The sequence below is a fragment of the Pseudomonas lundensis genome (assembly GCF_001042985.1).
GTDB classification, from domain to species: domain Bacteria; phylum Pseudomonadota; class Gammaproteobacteria; order Pseudomonadales; family Pseudomonadaceae; genus Aquipseudomonas; species Aquipseudomonas lundensis.
In genome coordinates this window covers 31,831-53,455 of the sequence record NZ_JYKY01000026.1, presented here as the reverse complement: position 1 = coordinate 53,455, position 21,625 = coordinate 31,831, and the positions used below count along the sequence as shown (strand labels likewise).

The window sequence follows — 21,625 nt, the reverse complement described above, 5'->3', positions numbered from 1 at the left end:
CGCCTCGTGCACGGCACGGTGTTACATATGCAGCGCATGCCCCAGTGCGCGCAGCGCGGCTTCCTGCACTGCCTCGCCCAGGGTCGGGTGGGCGTGGATGGTGCCAGCAATGTCCTCCAGGCACGCACCCATTTCCAGTGATTGGCCAAAGGCCGTGGACAATTCCGACACACCCGCACCGACGGCCTGCCAACCCACAATCAGGTGATTGTCACGCCGCGCCACCACCCGCACGAAGCCGCTTTTGGACTCCAGGGTCATGGCTCGCCCATTGGCCGCAAACGGGAAGCTGGCGTTCAGGCAATCCAGCCCTGCGGCCTCAGCCTCGGCCGGGGTCTTGCCGACCACGACGATTTCAGGGTCGGTGAAACACACGGCCGCGATCGCCGCCGGGCTGAACTCACGTTGTTGGCCAGCAATGATCTCGGCCACCATTTCCCCCTGCGCCATGGCGCGATGGGCCAGCATCGGCTCGCCGGTCAGGTCGCCAATCGCCCAGACGTTGCGCATGCTGGTCTGGCAGCGGTTGTCGACACGGATCGCCGGGCCGTTCATGGTCAAGGCGAGGGTTTCCAGATTGAAACCCTGCGTGCGCGGGCGACGGCCGACCGCCACCAGCACCTGATCGGTTTCCAGCGTCTGGCTTTCCCCCATGCGATTGCGCATCGACAAGGTGCCGGTGCTGGCCTGGAACCCTTCGACGCTGTGTTCCAGGTACAGCGTGATGCCCAGCGCTTTGAGGGATTCGGCAACCGGCTGCGTCAGCTCCATGTCATAGGTGGGCAGGATGCGCTCGCGGGCTTCGACCACCGTGACTTCCGCGCCCAGCTTGCGGTAGGCGATCCCCAGCTCAAGCCCGATGTAACCGGCGCCCACCACGGTCAGGCGTTTGGGAATGTGTGTGGGGTTCAGTGCTTCGGTGGACGAAATAATGGCGCCGCCCAGTGGCAGTATCGGCAGATTGACCGTTTCTGAGCCGGTGGCCAGCAGCAGGTGTTCGCACTCGATGCGCTGGCCGTCGACCTCAACGGCCTTGCCATCCAGAATCTTCGCCCAGCCATGGATGACCTTGACGCCATTCTTTTTCAGCAACGCGCCGACGCCCGTGGTCAGGCGATCGACGATGCCGTTCTTCCAGCTCACGCTTTGCCCGATGTCCAGGGTCGGGGCCGTGGTCTTGATCCCCAAGGGCGAACCGCCCGCGCTGTAGCGTTGCGTGGTGTGGAACTGCTCGGCTACGTGAATCAGGGCTTTGGACGGAATGCAGCCGACATTCAGGCAGGTTCCGCCCAGCGACTGGCCTTCGATCAGGACCGTGGGTATGCCCAGCTGGCCAGCGCGGATGGCCGCCACGTAACCGCCGGGGCCGCCGCCGATAATCAGCAGCGTGGTGTGTTGAGTTGGCTGCATGTTCACTCCACAAACAGGGTGGCAGGTTGTTCGAGCAAGCCACGCATGGCCTGGATAAAGAGTGCCGCGTCCATGCCGTCCACCACCCGGTGGTCGAACGAGCTGGAGAGGTTCATCATTTTGCGCACCACGATCTGGCCTTTGACCACCACCGGGCGCTCGACGATGCGGTTGACGCCAATGATCGCCACTTCCGGCAGGTTGACCACCGGCGTGCTGACGATCCCGCCCAGCGCACCGAGGCTGGTCAGGGTAATGGTCGAGCCCGACAACTCTTCACGGGCGGCCTTGCCGGTGCGCACGGCATTGGCCAGCCGGGCGATCTCATCGGAGGCGCCCCACAGCGTCAGGCTTTCGGCATGCTTGACCACCGGCACCATCAGGCCGTTGTCGCTTTGCGCTGCGACGCCCACGTGCACGGCGCCAAAACGGGTGATGACCTGTGCCTGATCGTCGTAGCGCACGTTGATCTGCGGGAAGTCACGCAGCGCCACAACCATGGCCCGAACCAGGAATGGCAGCAGGGTCAGCTTGCCGCGGCTGTCGCCCCATTTCTGGTTGAGCTGGGCGCGCAGTTCTTCGAGGGCGGTCACGTCGACTTCTTCGACATAGCTGAAATGCGCGGCCCGGCGCTTGGCATCTTGCATGCGCTCAGCGATCTTGCGGCGCAGGCCGATCACCGGAATCTGTTGTTCGTCGTTGCGTTTGGCGTAACTGCCGACCGGCGCAGGGCTGGTTTGCGTGTCCTGGGCCAAATAGGCATCAAGGTCGTCATGCAGCACGCGGCCAGCCGGGCCGGTGCCGATCACAAAGCGCAGCTCGATACCGGCGTCCCACGCGCGTTTACGCACGGCCGGCGAGGCCAGCGGGCGCTCATTGGCTTCACGGGCCACCGGCGCCGGGCGTGAGGCCGGAGCCACCGCCGGTTTGGCGGGCGGCGCGGTCACGGCGGCCACTTCGACCCGGGCCTGGGGTGCCGCTTTTGGCGCCGCCGCCGCAGGAGCAGGTTCGGCGGGGGCGGCTGCGCTTTCGCGCAGGTTGCCGGCCCCCTCGACTTCGATGCGAATCAGTTCGCTGCCCACGGCCATCACTTCACCGGGCTGGCCGCCCAGAGCCAACACCTTGCCCGCCACTGGCGAAGGAATGTCCACCGTGGCCTTGTCGGTCATCACATCTGCGACCACCTGGTCTTCGCTGACCATGTCACCGACTTTGACGAACCATTCCACCAGTTCCACTTGCGCAATGCCTTCGCCAATGTCCGGCATCTTGATAACGTGCGTACCCATTCAGACCTCCATAACCCGTTGCAAAGCCGCTCCCACTCGCGCCGGGCCGGGGAAATAGGCCCACTCCTGAGCATGCGGGTAAGGGGTGTCCCAGCCCGTGACACGCTCGATCGGCGCTTCCAGATAGTGGAAGCAGTGCTCTTGAACCAGTGCGATCAGCTCGGCGCCAAAACCGCACGTGCGGGTGGCTTCGTGCACGACGACGCAGCGGCGGGTCTTTTTCACGGAGTTGACGATGGCGTCCAGATCCAGCGGCCACAGGCTGCGAAGGTCGATGACTTCGGCGTCGATGCCGGTTTCTTCGGCCGCCACTTGTGACACGTACACCGTGGTGCCGTAGGTCAGGATGGTGACTTCTGTGCCGGGGCGCACGATGGCGGCGCAGTCCAGCGGTACGGTGTAGTAGCCGTCCGGCACCAAGCTGGCGGCGTGTTTGGACCACGGGGTCACGGGGCGTTCGTGGTGACCGTCGAACGGGCCGTTATACAGGCGCTTGGGTTCGAGAAAAATCACCGGGTCATCGTTTTCGATGGAGGCGATCAGCAAGCCCTTGGCGTCGTAAGGGTTGGACGGCATCACGGTGCGCAGGCCGCAGACCTGGGTGAACATTGCTTCGGGGCTCTGGCTGTGGGTCTGGCCGCCGTAGATCCCGCCGCCGCAGGGCATGCGCAGGGTCATCGGGGCTATGAATTCCCCGGCTGAGCGGTAACGCAAACGGGCGGCTTCGGACACGATCTGGTCGGAGGCGGGGTAGAAGTAGTCGGCAAACTGAATCTCGGCCACCGGGCGCAGGCCATACGCGCCCATGCCGACCGCGGCGCCCACGATGCCGCTTTCGGAGATGGGCGCGTCAAACACCCGCGACTTGCCGTATTTGGCCTGCAAGCCTTCGGTGCAGCGGAACACGCCGCCGAAGTAACCCACGTCCTGGCCGAATACCACCACGTTGTCGTCGCGCTCAAGCATCACGTCCATGGCCGAGCGCAAGGCCTGGATCATCGTCATGGTGCTGGTGCTCACGGCGTTCTCCATCTGAATTTTATTGTTGTCGTTCATCTGGTTATAACCCCAATTGCTGACGTTGCCGACGCAAGTGCTCGGGCATGTCTTTGTAGACGTCCTCGAAAATCGTTGCGGCGCTCGGCATTTGCCCGCCCGCCAGGGTGCCGAAGCGTTCGGCTTCCTTTTGTGCCCCGATGATTTCGGCTTCGAGTTCTGCGCTGACGGCAGCGTGTTCGTCTTCGGACCAGTTGCCGGTGGCAATCAGGTGCTGTTTGAGGCGAATGATCGGATCACCCAGCGGGAAGTGGCTCCAGTCATCTGCAGGACGGTACTTGGAAGGGTCGTCAGATGTTGAGTGCGGGCCGGCGCGATAAGTGACCCATTCGATCAGCGTCGGGCCCAGATTGCGGCGCGCACGTTCTGCGGCCCATACCGAGGCGGCGTAAACGGCGATGAAGTCGTTGCCGTCGACCCGCAGGGAGGCGATGCCGCACCCCACGCCACGCCCGGCGAATGTCGTGGATTCACCCCCGGCAATGGCCTGGAACGTGGAGATGGCCCACTGGTTATTCACCACGTTGAGGATGACCGGGGCGCGGTACACGTGAGCGAAGGTGAGGGCGGTGTGGAAGTCGGATTCGGCGGTGGCGCCGTCACCGATCCAGGCGGACGCAATTTTGGTATCGCCCTTGATGGCCGACGCCATGCCCCAGCCCACGGCCTGGACGAATTGGGTGGCGAGGTTGCCGGAAATACTGAAGAAGCCGTAATCGCGTACCGAATACATGATCGGCAACTGGCGGCCTTTGAGCGGGTCGCGCTCGTTGGACAGCAGCTGGCAGATCAGGTCCACCAGCGGTACGTCGCGGGCCATGAGAATGCTTTGCTGGCGATAGGTCGGAAAGCACATGTCGTCAAGGTTCAGTGCCAGCGCCTGGGCACTGCCGATGGCTTCTTCGCCCAGGCTTTGCATGTAGAACGACATCTTTTTCTGGCGTTGGGCAACCACCATGCGGGTGTCAAAGATGCGGGTTTTGAGCATCGCCCGCATCCCGGCGCGCAGCACGTCGGTCGGGACGCCTTCGGCCCACGGCCCCAAGGCCCGGCCCTGATCGTCGAGTACGCGGATCAAGCCCTTGGCCAGGTCTGCGGTGTCTGCCGGTTCTACATCAATGGGCGGCTTGCGTACCAAACCGGCGTCGGTAAGACGCAGGTAGCTGAAATCGGTCTTGCAGCCGGGACGGCCGGAAGGTTCGGGAACGTGCAGGCGCAGTGGTGCATAGTCTTGATTCATGGCTTTCTCTACGCTCGATCTTGTCGTGTTTTATTAGGGCGCGGGAGCTAGGTACTGCATGCAAGAAATGTCAGTTCAACCGGCAGATCTTGTCCTACAACAATCATATTCCGGACAGTGAAGAATATTTATCTGTAGTTCGTTGTGCTTTACGGCGAATAAGGATAAGAATTCTGCATAAACATAAAAAACAGGTGGTTTTGTCTCATGCGCAAGCTGGATCGAACGGATATCGGGATTCTCAACAGCCTTCAGGAGAACGCGCGCATCACCAATGCGGACCTTGCGCGCTCGGTCAACCTGTCGCCCACCCCGTGTTTCAACCGGGTCAAAGCGATGGAAGAGCGCGGGTTGATTCGCGAGCAAGTGACCTTGCTCGATGCCGACATGCTCGGCCTGCACGTCAATGTGTTTATTCACGTGAGCCTGGAAAAGCAGGTGGAAGAGGCGCTGCAACATTTCGAGGCGGCCATCTCGGACCGGCCCGAGGTGATGGAGTGCTACCTGATGGCGGGTGACCCCGACTACCTGATTCGCGTACTGGTGCCGAGCATTCAGGCGCTGGAGCGCTTCATGATGGACTTCCTGACCAAAGTCCCCGGCGTTGCCAACATCCGCTCCAGTTTCGCCCTTAAGCAAGTGCGCTATAAAACTGCGCTGCCGTTGCCGCCGGGCGGGTTGGTGCTCGAAGAACGCTAAACCGGATGCGGGGACCCGCCTCGAGTTGCCTCAGCTCAGAATCGCAGCCGCCAGCGTTCGTTAAAACGCAAATCCACGACCGCTAACGGCTCGATGTCAATCAGGTTGAACGAAGCGGTGCTGGCCGCCAGGGCATGCAAAATGGCGGCGCGGATCACGAACGGATGCGTGACCACGGCAAAATGGCCTTCCTCGCGGAATTCATCGAGCCAGGCGCCCACCCGCAGGCACAGGTCTTGCACCGACTCGCCATGGTGGGGCGCGGCATAGGGGTTGCTGAGCCAGTCCGCCAGGGCCTGCGGGGTGCTCTCTTGCAGGTCAGACAGGCTTTGGCCTCTCCAGTCGCCAAAATCGTATTCTTCCAGCGCGGGCACGATTTCGATTTCGCTGCCCAGGGCATGGGCGGTTTGCAAGGTTCGGGTCTCAGGGGCGCAGAGAATCCGCACCGGTTTTTTCAGCACTGTGGCCAGTTGCCCGGCTTTTTCCAGGCTTTTGCTTTCTGCCGGCTCATCTTGCGGGAACCGGCCCAGACGCTGGGCTTCGGTACGGGCATGGCAAATAAAACTGAGACGAATGGGCATGGTGCAGACCTCCAGAGTCCTGTCACACAATCGCCTGCCAGGGCGGTTCAACAAGCACACGCCAACCAGTATATGGGCGCGCTTTCGCAACTCAAGGCGCATTGCCATGATGGCTGATTAACACAAGGTGCGGGAACGACGTGAGGCGTGAGACGTGGGGCAGGAGGGTAGCAAGCGCCGCGCAGCCGCTTCACAGGTGAGCGACTGCGGGTGTCGGGGTCAACGGGCGAGCGGTTCAGATCAGCAGGAACAGCGCCAGCAAGCCGCCGAAAATGGCCCACTTTTCAAGGTAGTAGCGTGTGCGGTTGCGCTTTTTCAGTTCCTTGCCGCGCAGGCGGATTTTGTACAGTTTGGTGAACGCACGGTTCAGGCCGCCGACCTTGTCATTGGCGTCGTTCGGCGAGCTGGCAGAGGCCATGACGGTACGGCTGAACCATTGGTTGAACGCCGCCGCCCAGCGGTACTGCATCGGCCGCTCGACATCGCAGAACAAAATAATGCGGTTTTTGTCTGTCTTGTTTTCGGCGTAGTGGATGAAGGTTTCGTCGAACATCACGGCTTCACCGTCACGCCACGCGTAATTCTGACCGTCCACGTTGATGTAGCACCCTGGATCGTCCGGCGTGTCCAGGCCCAAGTGGTAACGCAACGAACCTGCGTACGGATCGCGGTGGCGCACCAGCTTTGAGCCGGGCGGCAGCTCGGCGAACATGGCGGCTTTGATCGTGCCAATGCCATTGAGCAGTTCGATGGTGCGTGGGCACAGCTCCACGGCCGAAGGGTGATTGTCGCCGTACCATTTGAGGTAGAAGCGCTTCCAACCGGTTTTGAAAAACGAGTTGAAACCCACGTCATTCGGTTGCTCTGAGCGCTTGATCTCGCCCGCGTGCATCAGCTTGCGGGCTTCTTCGCGGATCTCTTCCCAGTGCGCTTGCAACGGTTGCAGTTCCGGGAAGTCCTCAGGCTTGAAGTAAGGCTGGCTGGGGACTTTGGAGAACAGGTACAAAAAGCAGTTGATCGGTGCCAGAAAGGTTGAATGGTCGCTTAATTGACGGCTCAGCTTATGCCGAACCTTGCCCCGCAAGTGGACATATGCGATGGACAAAACGTAGACAGCAATAATGATGAGTTTCAAGAGTATCGTCACAAGTCGAGAGAAAACGCCGCCCTGTTAGCACGCAAATGGCTCGGGAAACGTAAGAATTACCGCGCACAGGTGCAACAGGAGGGATGTTAAAGGGCAAGGTTAAATCAGCCCTTTAGGCATTTTCCAGCTTTTGTGAAGGTTTTATACACTTTTGCTTACATTCTTTGGTCGTGTTGATTGTGGGAATTAACCCTGAAGAGATTCAGAAATTGCGTTCACACCTCGGAAGTACGGGCGTTTTGCTGTGCCATGAACCCATCGATCTCCTCTGCACGAGGCGCCGTGGCGGGGCCCCGCCAGGTCACGGCAATGGCCGCCCCGGCGTTGGCCCGTCGCGCGGCTTCAACCGGCGTAGCGCCATGGGCCAATGCCGCCAGCAACACGCCTGTGTGAGCATCACCCGCACCGTTGCTGTCCAGCGCGTGCACCTTGAACCCGGCAATGCGGTGGTGGCCATGGGTATCGCTGACCCGGCAGCCGTGCGCGCCATCACGTACCACGTTCAGGCAGGTGCGAGGCAAGCGTTCATCCAGCGCCGTCAGGGCATCCTCCAGCGTGCACGTACCTGTGAGGGCCTGCGCTTCATGGCGATTGCTGGTCCACAGGTTCAGGCGTGGCAACAGTGCGTCCAGCAAGTGGGGGGCGATGTCGTGGAGCAACGGGCCGGGATCGAGGCTGATGTGAACATCCCCCGGCAAGACCAGCAGCCAGTCCAGCAAGGGTTGCGCTTTGCCAGCGTGCAGCAGGCTGTAACCGCTGACATACACGTAGTCGTCATGGGCCACCTGCACCTGTTGCAGATCATCGGCGCTCAGCACGCCCTCGGCGCCGATGTACGAGATGAACGTGCGTTCTGCGCTGGCTTCCGTCAGGGCCACACACAGGCCGGTGTCTGTGTGCGGATCGGGTGGCAGGGTCGGGGTGATGCCTTCGTCGCGCATGGCCTGACGCGCCAGTTCACCGAACCGGCCTTGGCCGTGTCGCCCCAGGTACAGGGCGGGCAGGCCGTTACGCCGGGCGGCGGCCATCACGTTAAAACCGCCCCCGGCGTGGAAGCTGGCGCTGCTGGCCAGCGCATCACCGCCCGAGGGTGGCAGGGTATCGAGTGCCATCACCAGGTCGATGATGATTTGGCCCGTGTGCAGCATCCTAGGCATGGACAGGCTCCGTGCCACTGAGACGCCGGTCACGCGCGCCGCCCAGCAGGGCATACAGGCCGCCTGCCACCACGAAGGTCACCACCCAGCCCATTCCGTTATGCCCCAGCCAGGCATCTGCCAGCGGGCCGACAAACCAGTCGGCCTCGCTGCTGCCCACCCGGGTAAAACAGAACCCCAGGATCAGCGCCACGGCCCAGGCACCCAAGGCCCGCCATTCGATGCCGCCGGTGTACCAATAGGCACTGGAAGGGCTGACGTCCATCAAGTCCTGAGCGCTGTAGTAATGACGGTGGATCAGGTCGACCACAAAGATGGCGACCCACGCGGTAATCGGAATGGCCGTCAGGGAGATAAAGGTAATGAACGGGCCATAAAAGCTGTCTGCGTACAACATGAAGTAAATCGAGCCACAAAAAATCGCGACGATATCCACGACCACCGCCTGGACGCGCTTGATCCTTACCCCGAGGGTCAAGGTGGTCAGGCCCGCGGAGTACACCGACAGGTGATTGGACAGCAACAGGCCGCCAAAGGCGCTGAGCAAATAGGGCACGGCCATCCAGGCGGGCAGCAGGTTGCGGATGGCGGCAATCGGGTCGGTGGCCGAAGCCAGTTCATGATTGCCCACGGTCAGCAAACCGCCGAGGGTAATGAGCAGCACCAACGGTATGCCAGCGCCCCAGGCCGCAGATGCCACCAGTTGCGGGCCACTGACGCTGCGTTTTTGATAGCGCGACATGTCGGCCCCGGCGTTCGCCCAGCCGATACCCGTGCCTGCCGCCATGATGCCGATACCGATAATCACAGCGCTCATGGGGGCCGAAGGCGCTGCAAACACACCTTGCCAGTCGATGGTGGCGCAGAGAAAACCGCCGACCAGTACGTTGAGGGCGCCGAACACGTAGGTGGCCCATCGCTGGATGACCAGTAACGTGGCATGGCCAAGCCCGGACACTGACAAGGTGAGCAGGGCAAAAATGGCAATGCACAGCAGGGTCAGGAGCGGGGCGCTTTTAGCGTCGGTCGGGGTGCCAAATACGATGGCACTCAGGGCCAGCAAAACAAACGCTGCCGTGGTGGTATTCACGGTTTCCCAGCCGACCCGCGAAATCAGCGACACCAGTGTCGGCCCGATATTGCCGCGCACGCCGAAAATGGCTCTGGAGAGTGTCAGGCTTGGCGCGCGGCCGCGTCGCCCCGCAATGGAAATGACCCCGACCACGGCGAACGAGCCTGCGGCGCCGATCAGCGCGACGAGAATGACTTGCCAGATCGCCAAGTGGTGAAAGGCCACCAGCGTGGCGCCCAAAGGCAACCCTAAAATGCTGATGTTGGCGGCAAACCAGACCCAAAACAGTTGCAGCGGATTGCCATTGCACTCCGTTTCCGGGACGGGTTCGATGCCACGGGTTTCCAGTTGACCGGCGCTGTGGCCGACGGGGCGATTGTTCATGGGTGTCGCTCCTGATGCTTATTTAGCGTTTTTAAGCAAAGTGTCGCGCCGGTATTGGGCCGCAAACCGGTGTGCAGTCCATTGCGAGGGGGCATCTAAGCGTTGCGCAGGGTTAACAACGCCTCGACCAGCGGTTCGAGTTGCAAGTGATTGACGTCCCGCACCTGCTCAATCAGTGCCGTGGGCCAGGTGTCGAGCCCCTCACAGGCGCCCAGCATGGCCCCGAGCACCGCAGCGATGGTGTCGGTGTCGCCGCCAATACTGGCCGCCCTGCACAGCGCATCAAAACTGTTCATTTCACCACTGGCCACCCGCTGTGCCAGCGCAAAGGCTGCGACCACGGATTCTTGTGAGGCGACTGAGGTGCCTATCACGTCGTACAGCAGATCCCCGACGTTATCGTTGTTGCAATGCGCGCTGGCATCGCGTGCCCAGCGCAGGCGAGGCCCGATGCGGGCGCCTGCCACCCAATGGCCGTGATGCTCGGCTATGTAGGCCATTTCAGTGCCGGCATTCAAGGCGTGTTCGAGTTTTTTACCGTTGATCCCGCTGGACACCACGGCCGCGACGGCGGCAGCGCTGGCGATTCCCAAACGGGTGTTGTGGGTCACCTGACACGACTGGACGACCGCCTGTATGAAGCGTTCGGGGTGCGCGATGTCGCTGACGATGCCGACGGGCGTAATGCGCATGGCCGCACCGTTGGTGGTGCCATAACGGCCTGCTTCTTCGGGGCTGTGGCCCGCCAAAATCAGGCTGATGGCCCGTTTGGTGGAGGGCCCCAGCAAGTCTTGTGAGCCCTTGGCCTGCATCCCGGCCTCCCAGTCAATCAGCCGCTGTGCCAACAGAGCGGCGGGGATGCAGCCCTGATTTTCGATCAGCAGTTGAGCGACGAGAATGGCTTGCTCGGTGTCGTCGGTGACTGAGCCCTTTGCCATGTTCGGGGCTACGGGCTGATCGGCGGGCGCCGATTCAAGGGTGGTGATGCGGCCGAAACGGGCAGCGATTTCGGCACGGCTGAACGACTGGGTGGGCATGCCCAGCGCATCCCCCAGTGCCAGTCCGTAAAACGCGCCCAGCGCCCGGTCACGTTGTGTCACAGGGGCGCCCCGAATGACTGGTGCATGCGGAAGTGCTGCGGGTCCAGCCAGCTTTCGACCTGCTCCATGAAGCGACCTTGTCGGTCATAGGTGGTGCGCAGTGCCTTTAGAAATACCGTGCCGGGGGTTCGCCCCAGCAGTTGCGCGTCGTCGACGGTCAACGGTTCGGCACCGATCCATTGATCGCCACGCTCACCGACAAAGCCATAAGCGGCGAGGGTGATGGTGAGTGAATCGTCGATCAGCCCTACCCGTGGCAAGCTTTCAAGGCCGTTGGTGGCCGGCATCAATGAGCGCTCCAGCGACACCGCGGTGCCATCGGCGCGACGGCGTCGGCGGTCCAGGGTAATGAACTGGCTGACACCAAACTGATGAAGCAGCTCGGGCCGCTCAATGGCTTCAAAACGCAACAGTTCGGTATGGATGCGCGCGCCAGTATCAGCCAGCGCCTGGGTCCAGCCATTGTTTTGATCCAGCGTGATGCCGTCGTAGGTCACGACAGAGCCGCCCCCGGCACGGGTGGCGATATAACGGCGACGTTCGAGTTCGGTCAAGGCCTGACGCAACGTATGGCGGGTGACACCCAGTTCTTGTGCCAACTTGTCTTCTTCGGGCAGGGGTAAGCCATCGACTAAACGTCCGCTTTCTATTCGGTGAACCAGTTCATCTACCACGTGTTGTTTCTTATTGAATCGAGCTTGTCTAATCATGTGCAGAGTAATAGCTCAATAATGGCACTTCGGCAATAAAAGGGCCTCTGAATCGAGGGCATGCAGGAAGGGTTACAGCGGTGCTGATGTGAAAAGCCCCTTGAGCCTCAGGGCAGCAAGACTCAAGGGGTAACGGGCTTGCGGGTTGCTCTAACCGCAGGCCTTGAGATTAACCGGGCCGACGAACTCATTACCGCGACCCATGACACAGGCCACGGCCTGGTTACGCTGGCGTTCCCAAGCTTGCACCGGGTAGGTTTTATCCCACGCTTCGTATAACTGTCGGTCTTGTTTGGACAAGCGCAAATTGTAGCGCTTGCTCATGTAGAAATAGGTGCGTGCGATCATCCCCCGGATAGAAGGTCGGGGCATGACCTTCTTTGCCTTGAAGTCCACCTGGGTCAAACACGAACCGTATTGCCCCGGCTGCTGCGGGAGCCAGCCGAAACTGAAGTTGTTGCGGTCACCGTTGACCTCTCCGATGCTCGGCACCAGGTTGTGCAGGTCGGCCTCGGCCACTTTGTAGACCGGGTCGTTGCGGGTGCAGTTTTTGCGTCCTCCTTTTTGCCAGCATTGGCGTTGATGGCCAATCTGCCAGGCCGGCACGATGTGTTCCCATTCAATGCGTGCCGCGCGGTTGGCATTTTTGCGCGGCACATACCCACAGGCTTTTAGATTGACGCGGTTACCTGTGTATTTGCAGCCACAGTAAAACTCGGTGGATTGAGGTGCGTAGAGTTTCCAGGCAACCTTTTTCGCTTCACTAAAGGTTTGCGGCGCAGCCGCGTGAACGCTTAAAGCAGTGAAGAGGCTGGCAAATGCCAGTAAACAAACCCTCATTGACTCAGTCTTCCTCAGGCACAGTCCAGAAAACGTTCACGCCGCCATCATCGCGATGGGCAACGGTGACGTTGTCGTTTTCGGAGATTTCTTCCAGCAGGCGCTCCCAGAATTCCGGGTTATCGCCTTCCTGACGCAAAAGGACCGCCATTTTGGCCTTTTGTGCCTTGGGAGAACTGATTTCTTTTTGTATGCGAAGCCCGAACAATTCGTAGGGTGTTGGAGGCGTCGGTGCTTTCGCTGCTTTTTTAGCCATGATGCGGTCCTTGGTTAGCTGTATGTGCATACAGTATTTAACTGCGCGACATTTCGCAACCGTTTGGTGCATTCCAGTGGCTGGGAGGGTGGAGTCCTCCGGCTTCGAGGGGGACGCAAACACGGCCGCGCCAACATCCCGCCCGATACCGTGTTACGCCTTGTTCAACGCCTTGATGATTGCTTCGATCGTGGCCTGCAGTTGCGCCACCGGATCTGCACCGTCGGCGTTGACCACCAGCAGTTGGCTGCCGCTTTGTGCCACGGCCGCTGTTAACGCGTCGCTGGGGGCACGATGGTCCAGCACCAGCGCCACGTCGTTGTCTTTCAGGGTGCGGGTCAGGGCTTCAAGGGCTTCGGGTGTCCAGGGCTGGTCAGATGGGTGGTCGACCGTCACCGGTTCCAGGTTTAACCCTGCCACCAGGTAATCCAGTCGGTCGGACAAACTCACCACGCTCAGGTTGTCGACGTTGGCCAGTTGCTGTTCAGTGTCGGCGCTGAGCTTGAGCAGGCGTTGCTTGAGGGCGGCCAGATTGGCTTCGATCTGCGGTTTGGCGTGGGGGGCCAGGCGTACCAGGTCGGCGGCCATAACGTCGGCCATGCGCCCCATGTTGTTGCTGACCAGCCACGGCTGAGTGTTCAGGCCATCGCGCGGGGCGCCCGGTTGCAAGGCGATACCCGGCAGGCTGCCATCGACCGGGCGTGCGGCATCGATTTCGACGATGCGCAGGTTGCTGCGGCGTGCCATGGGGTAGAGCGGGTCGTCGGCCCATACCGAACGCAGGCCGATGACGGCATCGGCGTGTTCGGCCAGTTTGTGCAGGGCGGGTGCGCCGCGCCCACTGAAGTAAGCGCTTTGGCGGCTGCCTGGGAGATTGGCGGCCGCAGCGCGCTCCAGGGTCACGTCAGTGTCCTTGAGCAACAACTGGCCCAGGCCATAGGTGATTGGTAAGCTGGCCAGAATGCGCACCGGTTGTGCCGCTGGGTCGGCGGCCATGAGCGGGGTGCTGAGCAGGCCGGTCAGGGCCAGCGCGAGGGTGAGTGTGCGCAGAGTAGGCATTTATCCAATATTCCCTTTCAGGCTGGGGACCACACCGCGCGCGATGGCGGCGAGGGCAAAGGCGATACCGGCCACCAGAATGATTGCGGCGCCGGAGGGGATGGGCAGGTCGAACACGATGGGCAACAAAATCCCGCACAACGTGCTGAACGTGGCAATGACTACCGAGATCCAGAAGAAACCCTTCAGCGACTGGCTCAGCAGCCGTGCCGCGGCTGCCGGAATCACCAGCAGGGCGCCTACCAGAATGGCACCGATGACCTTGACCGCCGCGACCGTGATCAGCGTCACCAGAATCACGAACAGGTAATCCAGCGACTTCACGGCCACACCGCGCACGGCGGCCAGTTGCGGATTGAAACTGGCCAGCATGATGCGGTTGTACAGCGGCAGGCTTAGCCCGAGCACCAGCGCACCGACAATCGCCAGCACCAGCAAGTCGTTGCCGTTGACGGTGAGGACGGAGCCAAAGAGCACGTTTTCGAGAATGTGAACGTTGATCTTGCCCGCCAGAATCAGCAGCAGGCTGGCGCCCAACGCCAGTGACACCGAGAGGAAAACGCCAATCAGTGTGTCGGGTGCCAGACCGGTGCGATTGCGCAGGTAATTGAGTGACACGCCAAACAGCAGGCAGTAGCCGAACAGGCTGCCATAGGGCCCGGTATAGGGTTCGCCGAGCAAAATGCCGATGGCGACCCCCGTCAGTGCCGCGTGGCCCACCGCTTCGGAGAAAAACGCAAAGCGCTTGACCACCACCAGCGTTCCCAGGCCGCCAAGGACCGGGCCGATCAACAGACCGGCCAGCAACGCGTTGACCACAAAACCGTAGGCCAGTACCCCGGGCAGATAACCCGCCGAGGCCCAGCCTTGAACCATCAGCCGAAAGGCTTCGTAACTCATGAATCAGTGCTCCCGTGGCCGGTGGGGTGAGTCGCAAACAGGTTCAGCAGGCGTTCGGGGCTCAAAGTCTGTTCGGGTGGACCGTCGAACAGCACCCGACGGTTGAGCCCCGTGACTCGTTCAGCCAAACGCTTGACGGCCGCCAGATCGTGTTCGATCCACACCACGGTCACGCCCGCCTGACGCCAGTCCTTGAGCAAGCGTTCAAACACGCGGGCGCCAGCTTCGTCCAGCGCGGACATGGGTTCGTCCAGTACCAGCAACTGCGGGGCCGGGATCAGGCCCTGAGCCAGTAGCACACGCTGGCGTTCACCGCCGGACAATGCGCCCATGCGGCGCTTGCGTTTGTCCTGCATGCCGACCCGCTCCAGTGCTTCACCAATGGCGGGCGCTACCTTGCGCGACAGGCCCAGAAAGGCCGGTCGCCGTTGGCACATGGCGGCCATGAAGTCGTCCACCGTCATGGGCAAGCCCCGGTCGAATTCCAGCGCCTGCGGCACGTAGCCGATCGGACCGGTTGCGCCCGGCCAGTTCAGGCACAGGCGGCCCTGATGCGGCATCTGCCCCAGCAGGGTCTTGATCAGCGAGCTTTTACCACCGCCGTTCGGGCCGACCAGCGCATGCACACTGCCGGGGCGGATGTTGAAACTGACGTGATCGAGAATCGGCGTCTGGCCCAGGGTCAGCGAGACCTGGTCGAACTCAACCCCGGGGCCGGTGGCGAGGGTGGCCAGCGGTTCGGCAGCGCTCATGCTCCGGCCTCCTGTATGGCCTTGACCACGGTGTTGAGGTTGCCGGTCATTTCTTTTTCGTATTTGTCAGCGCTGTAGTCGCCATAGGAAATGTGTGACAACGGATAGAGCTTGACCCCCGACTCGCGCTGGATGGTGTCGACGTAGGTGGAAGGGAAGTCCATCTCCGAGAAAATCACCTTTACGTCCAGTGCGCGCAATTGGTCGATGGTCTTTTTCAACTGGCTCGGGCTGGGCTCGATGCCGTGGGCAGGTTCGACCACGGCCGTGACTTCAAGGCCAAACTCGCGCAATAGGTAGTCATACGCGGCATGCACAGTGGCCACCCGTAAATCGGCATTGGGGGCTTCGGTCAATTTGGCCAGCGCATCGGCCCGCATCTGGCGCAGGCGTTTGCCATACGCGCGGGCATTGGCGGTGTAGGTTTTGGCATTGGCCGGGTCCAGCTTGCCCAGTTCGCGGGCAATGTTGTTGACCTGGGCAATCGAGGCGCTGATGGACAGGAAGGTATGAGGGTTGACCACTTTGCCTGCACCGCGGGCGGCATTGCCGGTGGCGGCCAGCAACGGCACGTTCTGATTGGCCTCGATCACCGGGATGTCGGGCGTTTCGCTGGCTTCGATCATGCGGTCAGCGAAGTCGTCGTGGCCCACGCCGTTGAGCACGATCACATCCAGCGTGCCGATGCGTTTGATGTCTTCGGCCCGGGGTTCGTAGGCGTGGGGGTTAAAACCGGCGGGAATCAGCGGCACCACCTCGGCCTTGTCGCCGACGATGTTGCTCACGTAGCTGTAATAGGGGTGCAAGGTGATGCCGATGCGCAACGGCTTGGCGAGCGCTGTTGGGCTGTCGGCCGAAGCGAGCGGGGCAAGGCAGCAGGCAATCAGCCCGGCCAGCAACAGGGTGCGGCGACGCAGAACAGATGAAATGGACATGGCGAGCAGGCTTCTCTCAGGTCAGGCGGTGGGTTCAGTGCCGATGCTGGCGAGTCACCCCGGCATCGAATTGCGCGATCACTTGCTGCCAGCCGTTGCTGCGCAAGGCCGCATCGCTGACGTCGGCGGGTACGCTGACCGTGCTGTTGCGGTTGAGCCAGACATCCGGCTCAGCACCGATACGCAACAAAAACGAGCCCGCAACCTCAGGGTGGGGGCTCACGCCCAGGTATGCCTGGTCGCCCAGCAACTGCCACACGTGGCCGCCGCGGCTGATTGAGCTGGCGTCGGTCGCAAAAGGGGCAAACCCTTCAGCGGCCAGTTCTGAGGGCTCGGCCAGCGCATTCGAGTCTTCGCGCAGCCACTGGATTTCGTCGAGTGTGACCCGCAGGTCGGCGTAGATCCCTTGCTCGGCGGCGTTCAAGTCCCGTCGCGCATCCAGTTGGTGGGCCGCTACTGGGGTTTCGCTCAGCGATTCATGGCGCCACGCCACCACCGAACCGGCAACGCTCAGGATCAACAGGCATAACAGCAGGGCGTACAGGGTTTCATGCCCGGCCCCGGCGGGGCGTACCACGTGCGTATTCATGGGGCCTCGATGTCGGCTTGGTCGATTTCAACGATGTGCCCGGGGCCCGCGTCAAACAGCACGTAAAATTCGCCATTGGGTTTTTTGAACGTCAGGCTGGAGTCCTGACCCAACTTGCCGGGCACCAGAATGGTTTCGTCGTAACCGATGACGTCCAGGGTGACACCCGGCGCGCCACTGCCGTCCGAGAATCCGCCGGTGCAGCGGATCTGTTCGCCATCTAGTTCTTTGCATTCGCACATCGGGTTGTGCGCAAGCACCGGGGTGCTCATGACCATGCAGGCGGCAAAGCCTGCGGTCATCAGGCGCCGCGCAGGGAGTCTGGACAGTCGCATGTTCATGGTTTGCCTCCTTGTTGTTTCAGCCAGGCCACCGTGGCAGGTGATGCCGTTTTCAGGGGGATGGATGCCTGATGCACCGAGCCGTCCCAACCTTCAAGGGTGACCCACAGCTCGGCATTCTCTTGGGTGCGCAGCGGCACGGGAACGGTGGCGCCCAGGCGATAGGGCGTGCCGAAGAAAATCACCCCGGCGGTGCGCAGGCTGCGGGGTTTGCCGATGCGCAGGTAGACCGCCTTGACCGGTTCGATGCAGGCGTCGCACAAGGCCGCGTTAAAGTTTTTCATGTAGCCCGCAGGCCCGTCCGGGCGTGGCGCTTCGTCGCGCAGTTCGGCCAGTTGCAGGCTCCAGGGCCCGACCTGCAGGGTGCCGATGTCGCGTTCGCCCAGACCGCTGTCGCCGCGAAACAGCGACGCATCGGCGAAGTACTTGGGCATGAACCCCAGCGGCACCAGCAACAGCAAAATGTTCAGGTGAAAGCGCCATTGGTGCCACCAGCGGCTCAAGGGCGAGGCGGGCTGCGCCGTGGTTGCCTTGCTCATGCGTTGACCTGCGTGTGGTTATCGGTGGTTGTTGTGGCGGCCTGAGCGGCAGGCGCGCGCGCAGGCGTGTTGCTGCGCTTGAGGGCGTGGGCGGTGGCCAGTGCGGTGCGCTTGGTCCAGATCAGCAAACCGCTGAGCACCATCATGCTCAGGATCAGGCCGAAGAAGAACCAGATCAGCTTGACCCAAATGCCGCCAAAGTCGCCGGTGTGCAGCGGCCGCATCGACTCGGTGACCAGCTCCAGGCCGGAGCGGTCGGCAATCATGCGCGAGCCTTCAATCAGGCCGTTGTACGGGTTGATCTCGGCGGTCTGAAACAACAGCGGGTACCAGCCCGGGCCGCCGACTTCGATATGGCCGTAGGCATTACTCGGCAGGCTGATGAAGCTGGCTTCAAGGCCGGGAATTTTCTCGGCAGCAATCGACACGGCCTTGTCCAGACTGATCTGCGGCGCCGGTTTGCCGTCGGCCATGATCGGCACGTCCTGACGGGCCACCACCGGCGGGTTGCCGGCCGTTGAAATGGAAATCTGGTTATCGAACATGAACGCCTGAATCAGGAACCACAGGCCGGTGATGGAAATCACCGCGATAAACCAGATCGACCAGATCCCGCACAGGCGATGGAAGTCGCCCCAGAAAATTCGCGCGCCGTGCTTGAAGCGCAAGTTGGGTTTGAAAAAGCCTTTCCAGAATTTCTTGTAGACCACCAGCCCGGTAATCAGCGAGCCCAGCAACGGCAGGCCGAGGAACGACACCAAATACCAGCCCCAGCTGTAACCATTGGTGAACGGCACCAGCCACCAGCCGTGCAGGGCGCGGGTGAACGCCTTGAAATTGAAACTCGGGCTCTCGCCCTGAATGGCGCCGGTGTAGGGGTTGATGTACAGCGAAGGTGAGCGCCCGTCGGGGTACACCACATCGGCCACCAGCGCGAAGTGGGCCTCGTCGGGTCGGCTGATCGACTGCACGGCCAGGGCGGGTTCGGCCTGATGAATGGCAGTGAGCACCTGTTCATAACTGAGTAGCGGCGCATCGTCCGAGGGCTGGCTGGCACGGGCTTCAGGGGTCGCCAGCCACACAATTTCCTGGCTCACCACGGCCAGGGTGCCGGTCACGCACACGATCAGCACGAAGAACCAGATCGGCAACGTGAGCCAGCTGTGCACCAGAAACCAGAGCTTGGAACGGGATTTTTTGGACATGGGTAACGGCAAACTCGCGGTTGAGCGGGTGTTAATCGCCATTGAGAAGCGATTGCTTATCCATGTAGGACGGATGAGCAGGCCGAAACCCGAACCTTGAGATGTAAAGAATTATTACAGCGCGTTTTCGTAGGGCATTTCAGAGAGGGTATTCAGTTTTGTTGATAGTCACAGACATGGGCAAAAATATAGGCATTGCGACCTGTTAATTTATAGATTTATTCATGTGGATCCGTTAAAAACCAGATAAAAAGAAGAAGCAAGGAGTTGCAATGAAAGTCAGTCGCCATAAAGAAATACAGGGATATGTTTTGGTGGTGTGTATGTCGCTGATGTCCGGATGTGGGACGTTGATGAGTGAGCGGTCAGGAGGGTTTAGCGGGGTTCGAGAAGATATGAAAATTGCCAAAGAGCCCTTTTTCTGGATAGGTTCACTCGGGTTGCTCCCGATGATGGGAATCGCCTCCATGCCGGTGGATTTGGCAGTGGATATTGTTTTGTATCCGTTCGATGTTTGGCTAAAAAATAGTTTGCGGGTCAAAGATACACCTCGTCCCGTGGGTTATTCGGCCCCGCTGTACAGCATTAATTTAACCGGCGGTGGTGACTTCGATTATGCGATATGGACGTATTATGATGCGCCTCGAAACAACACTGACTTTACAAAAGTGACCGCGCTCCAACAGCCCGACAGCTACACGGCACGCGCGGTGTCAGCCCCCAGCCCCGGCGGGCCTGTAAAACCCGTGGCCGGGGTGATCAATCCGGCACGACTGTTTTCACGTTATCCCTACAATTCAGAGACCACCTACAGCTTTCACAAATTGGGTCCGGAGTATCAGGGGGCGGAGGGTGAGCGCTATCGAAACACAACCAAGATTAAGGAAGCCAAGCTGGCGCCTGTTGATGATGTAACGGACAAGTCCATTATTATTTTTTTTATGCCGTGTAATGAACTGGTGTTAGTTCGTTCTGATGTGCCTGACTACAACCCTGAGGCGTTACAACTGCCTGGCGTGCAATCCCTGTATAAAAAATTGAAGAAACAGTCCTCTCTCGCCCAATGCCCTGTGCCTGCATCGACTGATAAGGTTGTGGTTGTTCAGGGTTAAATATTTCGCAAATCCGATGTTGATGTATGACTCATAACCTGTACTTGTGGAATGTTCTTACAGGGGAAGCGAATCAAGTGTGCGCGATTGAACTTTATTAGGTTCAATCGCCTGCACGCTGAGTCATTATTCCAGTGACCGCCCCAGTTTCCAGTAACCCATCAATGTCAGTTGCTGGCGTGCCAGCCCTTGTTCGTTGATTAAAAACCGTCGAATCGCCATCACCGCAGCGGACTCACCGGCAACCCAGGCATAAAAGTCGCCCTGTTTGGCGCTGGCGCGCTCCCAGGGGCGCTGGGTGTTGAGGTCCAGCTCTTCAGCGGCCGCCGTGTTGGCCATGCGCGTGTTCACCGGCGGCAAGCTCGCCAGCTCCCGGGCCGCCAGGGTCATGCCTTCGCCGTGGCGCTTGCCCAGACTGGCGCGGGGCAACCAGTGGACCTTGGCATTCAAGCCGCAGAGCAGGGGCAGGCAGTCGGCTTCTTCGGGCACTTCGATAAAGGCTTGTACCCGTGGCGCATCGGGGTGGTCGGTCAGTTGCTCCAGAATCCCGGCCAGCGCCGGTAACGCGGTTTCGTCGCCAATCAGCAACACCTGCCGCACCCCTTGGGGCGGCTGCCATTCATAGCCTCCGGGGTCGCCTCGATACGCCGCCTGCGGCGCGACGATTTGCAGGCGGTCGCCCGGCTGGCTGTGCACGGCCCAGCGCGAGGCCGGGCCGGTTTCCCCATGCAGGACGAAGTCGATGTCCAGCTCGTGGGCGTCGGGCCGCAGGTCGCGAACGGTGTAGGTGCGCATGGGCGGGATTTTGTCAGCGCTCAAGGCGCGCCGCGCTGCCTGCCAGTCACCGCTCTTCGGCAGGCAGGGCAAGGTCCCGTCGTTACTGGGGAAGAACAGCTTGACCCGCTGATCCGGGGCCAGGGTTTGCATCAGTCCCACATCTGCGCCGGTGAACACGAAACGCATCAGCGAAGGGCTCAGGGCAATGCGCTGCTGGAGGTGGATGTCGAACAGTTCATAACCGCCAGGTTTGCTCAGGCGTTTGCGCAGGGTGTGCACCAGCGTGGCAGCGGCAGACATAAACAGCACCTCGGTCAGTGGGAGTCATGCTGGATAACGAGTGAGTGCCGCCGGTATTTACCCCGGTACGGCCACCCCGAAACCTGCGACCCCCGGCCTGCGGGCGCAGGTTAATTTTGTGCCGCGTTCATCCGTTCCGTAGGGATAGCCGAGCCAATGCTCGATAGCCAATACG

Annotated in this window: 23 protein-coding genes; 2 read left to right on the top strand and 21 right to left on the bottom strand. The window is 61.0% G+C overall.

Annotated elements, in window-relative coordinates; all coding sequences use genetic code 11:
* Positions 1-21: 21 nt before the first annotated feature.
* From lpdA to TU74_RS18340, 4 genes are read right to left on the bottom strand one after another with little or no spacing between them, the layout of a single operon-like run.
* Entirely contained in the window at positions 22-1,410 is a 1,389-nt protein-coding gene (lpdA, locus tag TU74_RS18355) for a dihydrolipoyl dehydrogenase (protein ID WP_048377281.1), read from the bottom strand.
* A gap of 2 nt (positions 1,411-1,412) precedes the next feature.
* Complete coding sequence (locus TU74_RS18350) at positions 1,413-2,699, bottom strand: dihydrolipoamide acetyltransferase family protein (protein WP_048377280.1); 1,287 nt, start codon at positions 2,697-2,699, stop codon at positions 1,413-1,415.
* On the bottom strand, positions 2,700-3,755 hold the full coding sequence (locus TU74_RS18345) for an alpha-ketoacid dehydrogenase subunit beta (RefSeq protein ID WP_047275086.1): 1,056 nt from the start codon (positions 3,753-3,755) through the stop codon (positions 2,700-2,702).
* A gap of 4 nt (positions 3,756-3,759) precedes the next feature.
* Positions 3,760-4,995: a 3-methyl-2-oxobutanoate dehydrogenase (2-methylpropanoyl-transferring) subunit alpha gene (locus tag TU74_RS18340; RefSeq protein WP_047275084.1), complete on the bottom strand. Its 1,236-nt coding sequence runs from the start codon at positions 4,993-4,995 to the stop codon at positions 3,760-3,762.
* A 207-nt stretch (positions 4,996-5,202) separates the two neighbouring features.
* Here TU74_RS18340 and bkdR point away from each other — a divergent pair, with 207 nt between their 5' ends.
* The gene (gene bkdR, locus TU74_RS18335; RefSeq protein WP_047275082.1) at positions 5,203-5,694 is read left to right on the top strand and encodes a Bkd operon transcriptional regulator BkdR; all 492 of its coding nucleotides are present in this window, start codon (positions 5,203-5,205) and stop codon (positions 5,692-5,694) included.
* A gap of 35 nt (positions 5,695-5,729) precedes the next feature.
* Here bkdR and TU74_RS18330 read toward each other — a convergent pair whose 3' ends face one another.
* The 16 genes from TU74_RS18330 to TU74_RS18255 form a co-directional block, all read right to left on the bottom strand.
* Positions 5,730-6,275, bottom strand: a complete 546-nt coding sequence (locus TU74_RS18330; RefSeq protein ID WP_047275081.1) for a histidine phosphatase family protein — start codon at positions 6,273-6,275, stop codon at positions 5,730-5,732.
* 235 nt (positions 6,276-6,510) lie between these two features.
* The gene (gene lpxO, locus TU74_RS18325) at positions 6,511-7,410 is read right to left on the bottom strand and encodes a lipid A hydroxylase LpxO (protein WP_047291238.1); all 900 of its coding nucleotides are present in this window, start codon (positions 7,408-7,410) and stop codon (positions 6,511-6,513) included.
* A 227-nt stretch (positions 7,411-7,637) separates the two neighbouring features.
* Positions 7,638-8,579, bottom strand: a complete 942-nt coding sequence (locus tag TU74_RS18320; protein WP_048377279.1) for a PfkB family carbohydrate kinase — start codon at positions 8,577-8,579, stop codon at positions 7,638-7,640.
* A complete protein-coding gene (locus TU74_RS18315) occupies positions 8,572-10,035 on the bottom strand; it encodes a purine-cytosine permease family protein (RefSeq protein ID WP_048377278.1) in 1,464 nt (487 codons plus the stop codon). Before TU74_RS18315 ends, TU74_RS18320 begins: the two co-directional genes overlap by 8 nt.
* 95 nt (positions 10,036-10,130) lie before the next feature.
* Complete coding sequence (locus TU74_RS18310) at positions 10,131-11,135, bottom strand: ADP-ribosylglycohydrolase family protein (RefSeq protein ID WP_048377277.1); 1,005 nt, start codon at positions 11,133-11,135, stop codon at positions 10,131-10,133.
* Complete coding sequence (locus tag TU74_RS18305) at positions 11,132-11,845, bottom strand: GntR family transcriptional regulator (RefSeq protein WP_048377276.1); 714 nt, start codon at positions 11,843-11,845, stop codon at positions 11,132-11,134. Before TU74_RS18305 ends, TU74_RS18310 begins: the two co-directional genes overlap by 4 nt.
* Positions 11,846-11,995: 150 nt before the next feature.
* Positions 11,996-12,685, bottom strand: a complete 690-nt coding sequence (locus tag TU74_RS18300) for an endonuclease (RefSeq protein WP_048377275.1) — start codon at positions 12,683-12,685, stop codon at positions 11,996-11,998.
* A gap of 4 nt (positions 12,686-12,689) precedes the next feature.
* Positions 12,690-12,941, bottom strand: coding sequence for a DUF1654 domain-containing protein (locus TU74_RS18295; protein ID WP_047275066.1), 252 nt, complete (start codon positions 12,939-12,941; stop codon positions 12,690-12,692).
* Positions 12,942-13,094: 153 nt separating this feature from the next.
* Positions 13,095-14,000 carry a metal ABC transporter solute-binding protein, Zn/Mn family gene (locus tag TU74_RS18290; protein WP_048377274.1) on the bottom strand — a complete coding sequence of 302 codons (906 nt, stop codon included), beginning with the start codon at positions 13,998-14,000 and terminating at the stop codon, positions 13,095-13,097.
* Complete coding sequence (locus TU74_RS18285) at positions 14,001-14,900, bottom strand: metal ABC transporter permease (RefSeq protein ID WP_047275062.1); 900 nt, start codon at positions 14,898-14,900, stop codon at positions 14,001-14,003.
* Positions 14,897-15,652: a metal ABC transporter ATP-binding protein gene (locus TU74_RS18280; RefSeq protein WP_048377273.1), complete on the bottom strand. Its 756-nt coding sequence runs from the start codon at positions 15,650-15,652 to the stop codon at positions 14,897-14,899. The genes TU74_RS18285 and TU74_RS18280 overlap by 4 nt, the downstream gene beginning before the upstream one ends.
* Positions 15,649-16,587 (bottom strand): metal ABC transporter substrate-binding protein, encoded by a 939-nt coding sequence (locus TU74_RS18275; protein ID WP_047280370.1) that lies wholly within the window; start codon positions 16,585-16,587, stop codon positions 15,649-15,651. The genes TU74_RS18280 and TU74_RS18275 overlap by 4 nt, the downstream gene beginning before the upstream one ends.
* A 34-nt stretch (positions 16,588-16,621) precedes the next feature.
* The gene (locus TU74_RS18270) at positions 16,622-17,176 is read right to left on the bottom strand and encodes a DUF6162 family protein (RefSeq protein ID WP_048377272.1); all 555 of its coding nucleotides are present in this window, start codon (positions 17,174-17,176) and stop codon (positions 16,622-16,624) included.
* Positions 17,173-17,478 (bottom strand): hypothetical protein, encoded by a 306-nt coding sequence (locus tag TU74_RS18265; RefSeq protein ID WP_048377298.1) that lies wholly within the window; start codon positions 17,476-17,478, stop codon positions 17,173-17,175. Before TU74_RS18265 ends, TU74_RS18270 begins: the two co-directional genes overlap by 4 nt.
* A gap of 35 nt (positions 17,479-17,513) precedes the next feature.
* A complete protein-coding gene (locus TU74_RS18260; protein WP_047280368.1) occupies positions 17,514-18,056 on the bottom strand; it encodes a hypothetical protein in 543 nt (180 codons plus the stop codon).
* A complete protein-coding gene (locus tag TU74_RS18255; RefSeq protein WP_048377297.1) occupies positions 18,053-19,261 on the bottom strand; it encodes a PepSY-associated TM helix domain-containing protein in 1,209 nt (402 codons plus the stop codon). The genes TU74_RS18260 and TU74_RS18255 overlap by 4 nt, the downstream gene beginning before the upstream one ends.
* Positions 19,262-19,533: 272 nt before the next feature.
* Between TU74_RS18255 and TU74_RS18250 the strand changes: the two genes are divergently transcribed.
* Complete coding sequence (locus TU74_RS18250; RefSeq protein WP_082149897.1) at positions 19,534-20,373, top strand: YceK/YidQ family lipoprotein; 840 nt, start codon at positions 19,534-19,536, stop codon at positions 20,371-20,373.
* Between the two features lie 126 nt (positions 20,374-20,499).
* Here TU74_RS18250 and TU74_RS18245 read toward each other — a convergent pair whose 3' ends face one another.
* Entirely contained in the window at positions 20,500-21,450 is a 951-nt protein-coding gene (locus TU74_RS18245; RefSeq protein ID WP_048377270.1) for a siderophore-interacting protein, read from the bottom strand.
* Positions 21,451-21,625: the final 175 nt, after the last annotated feature.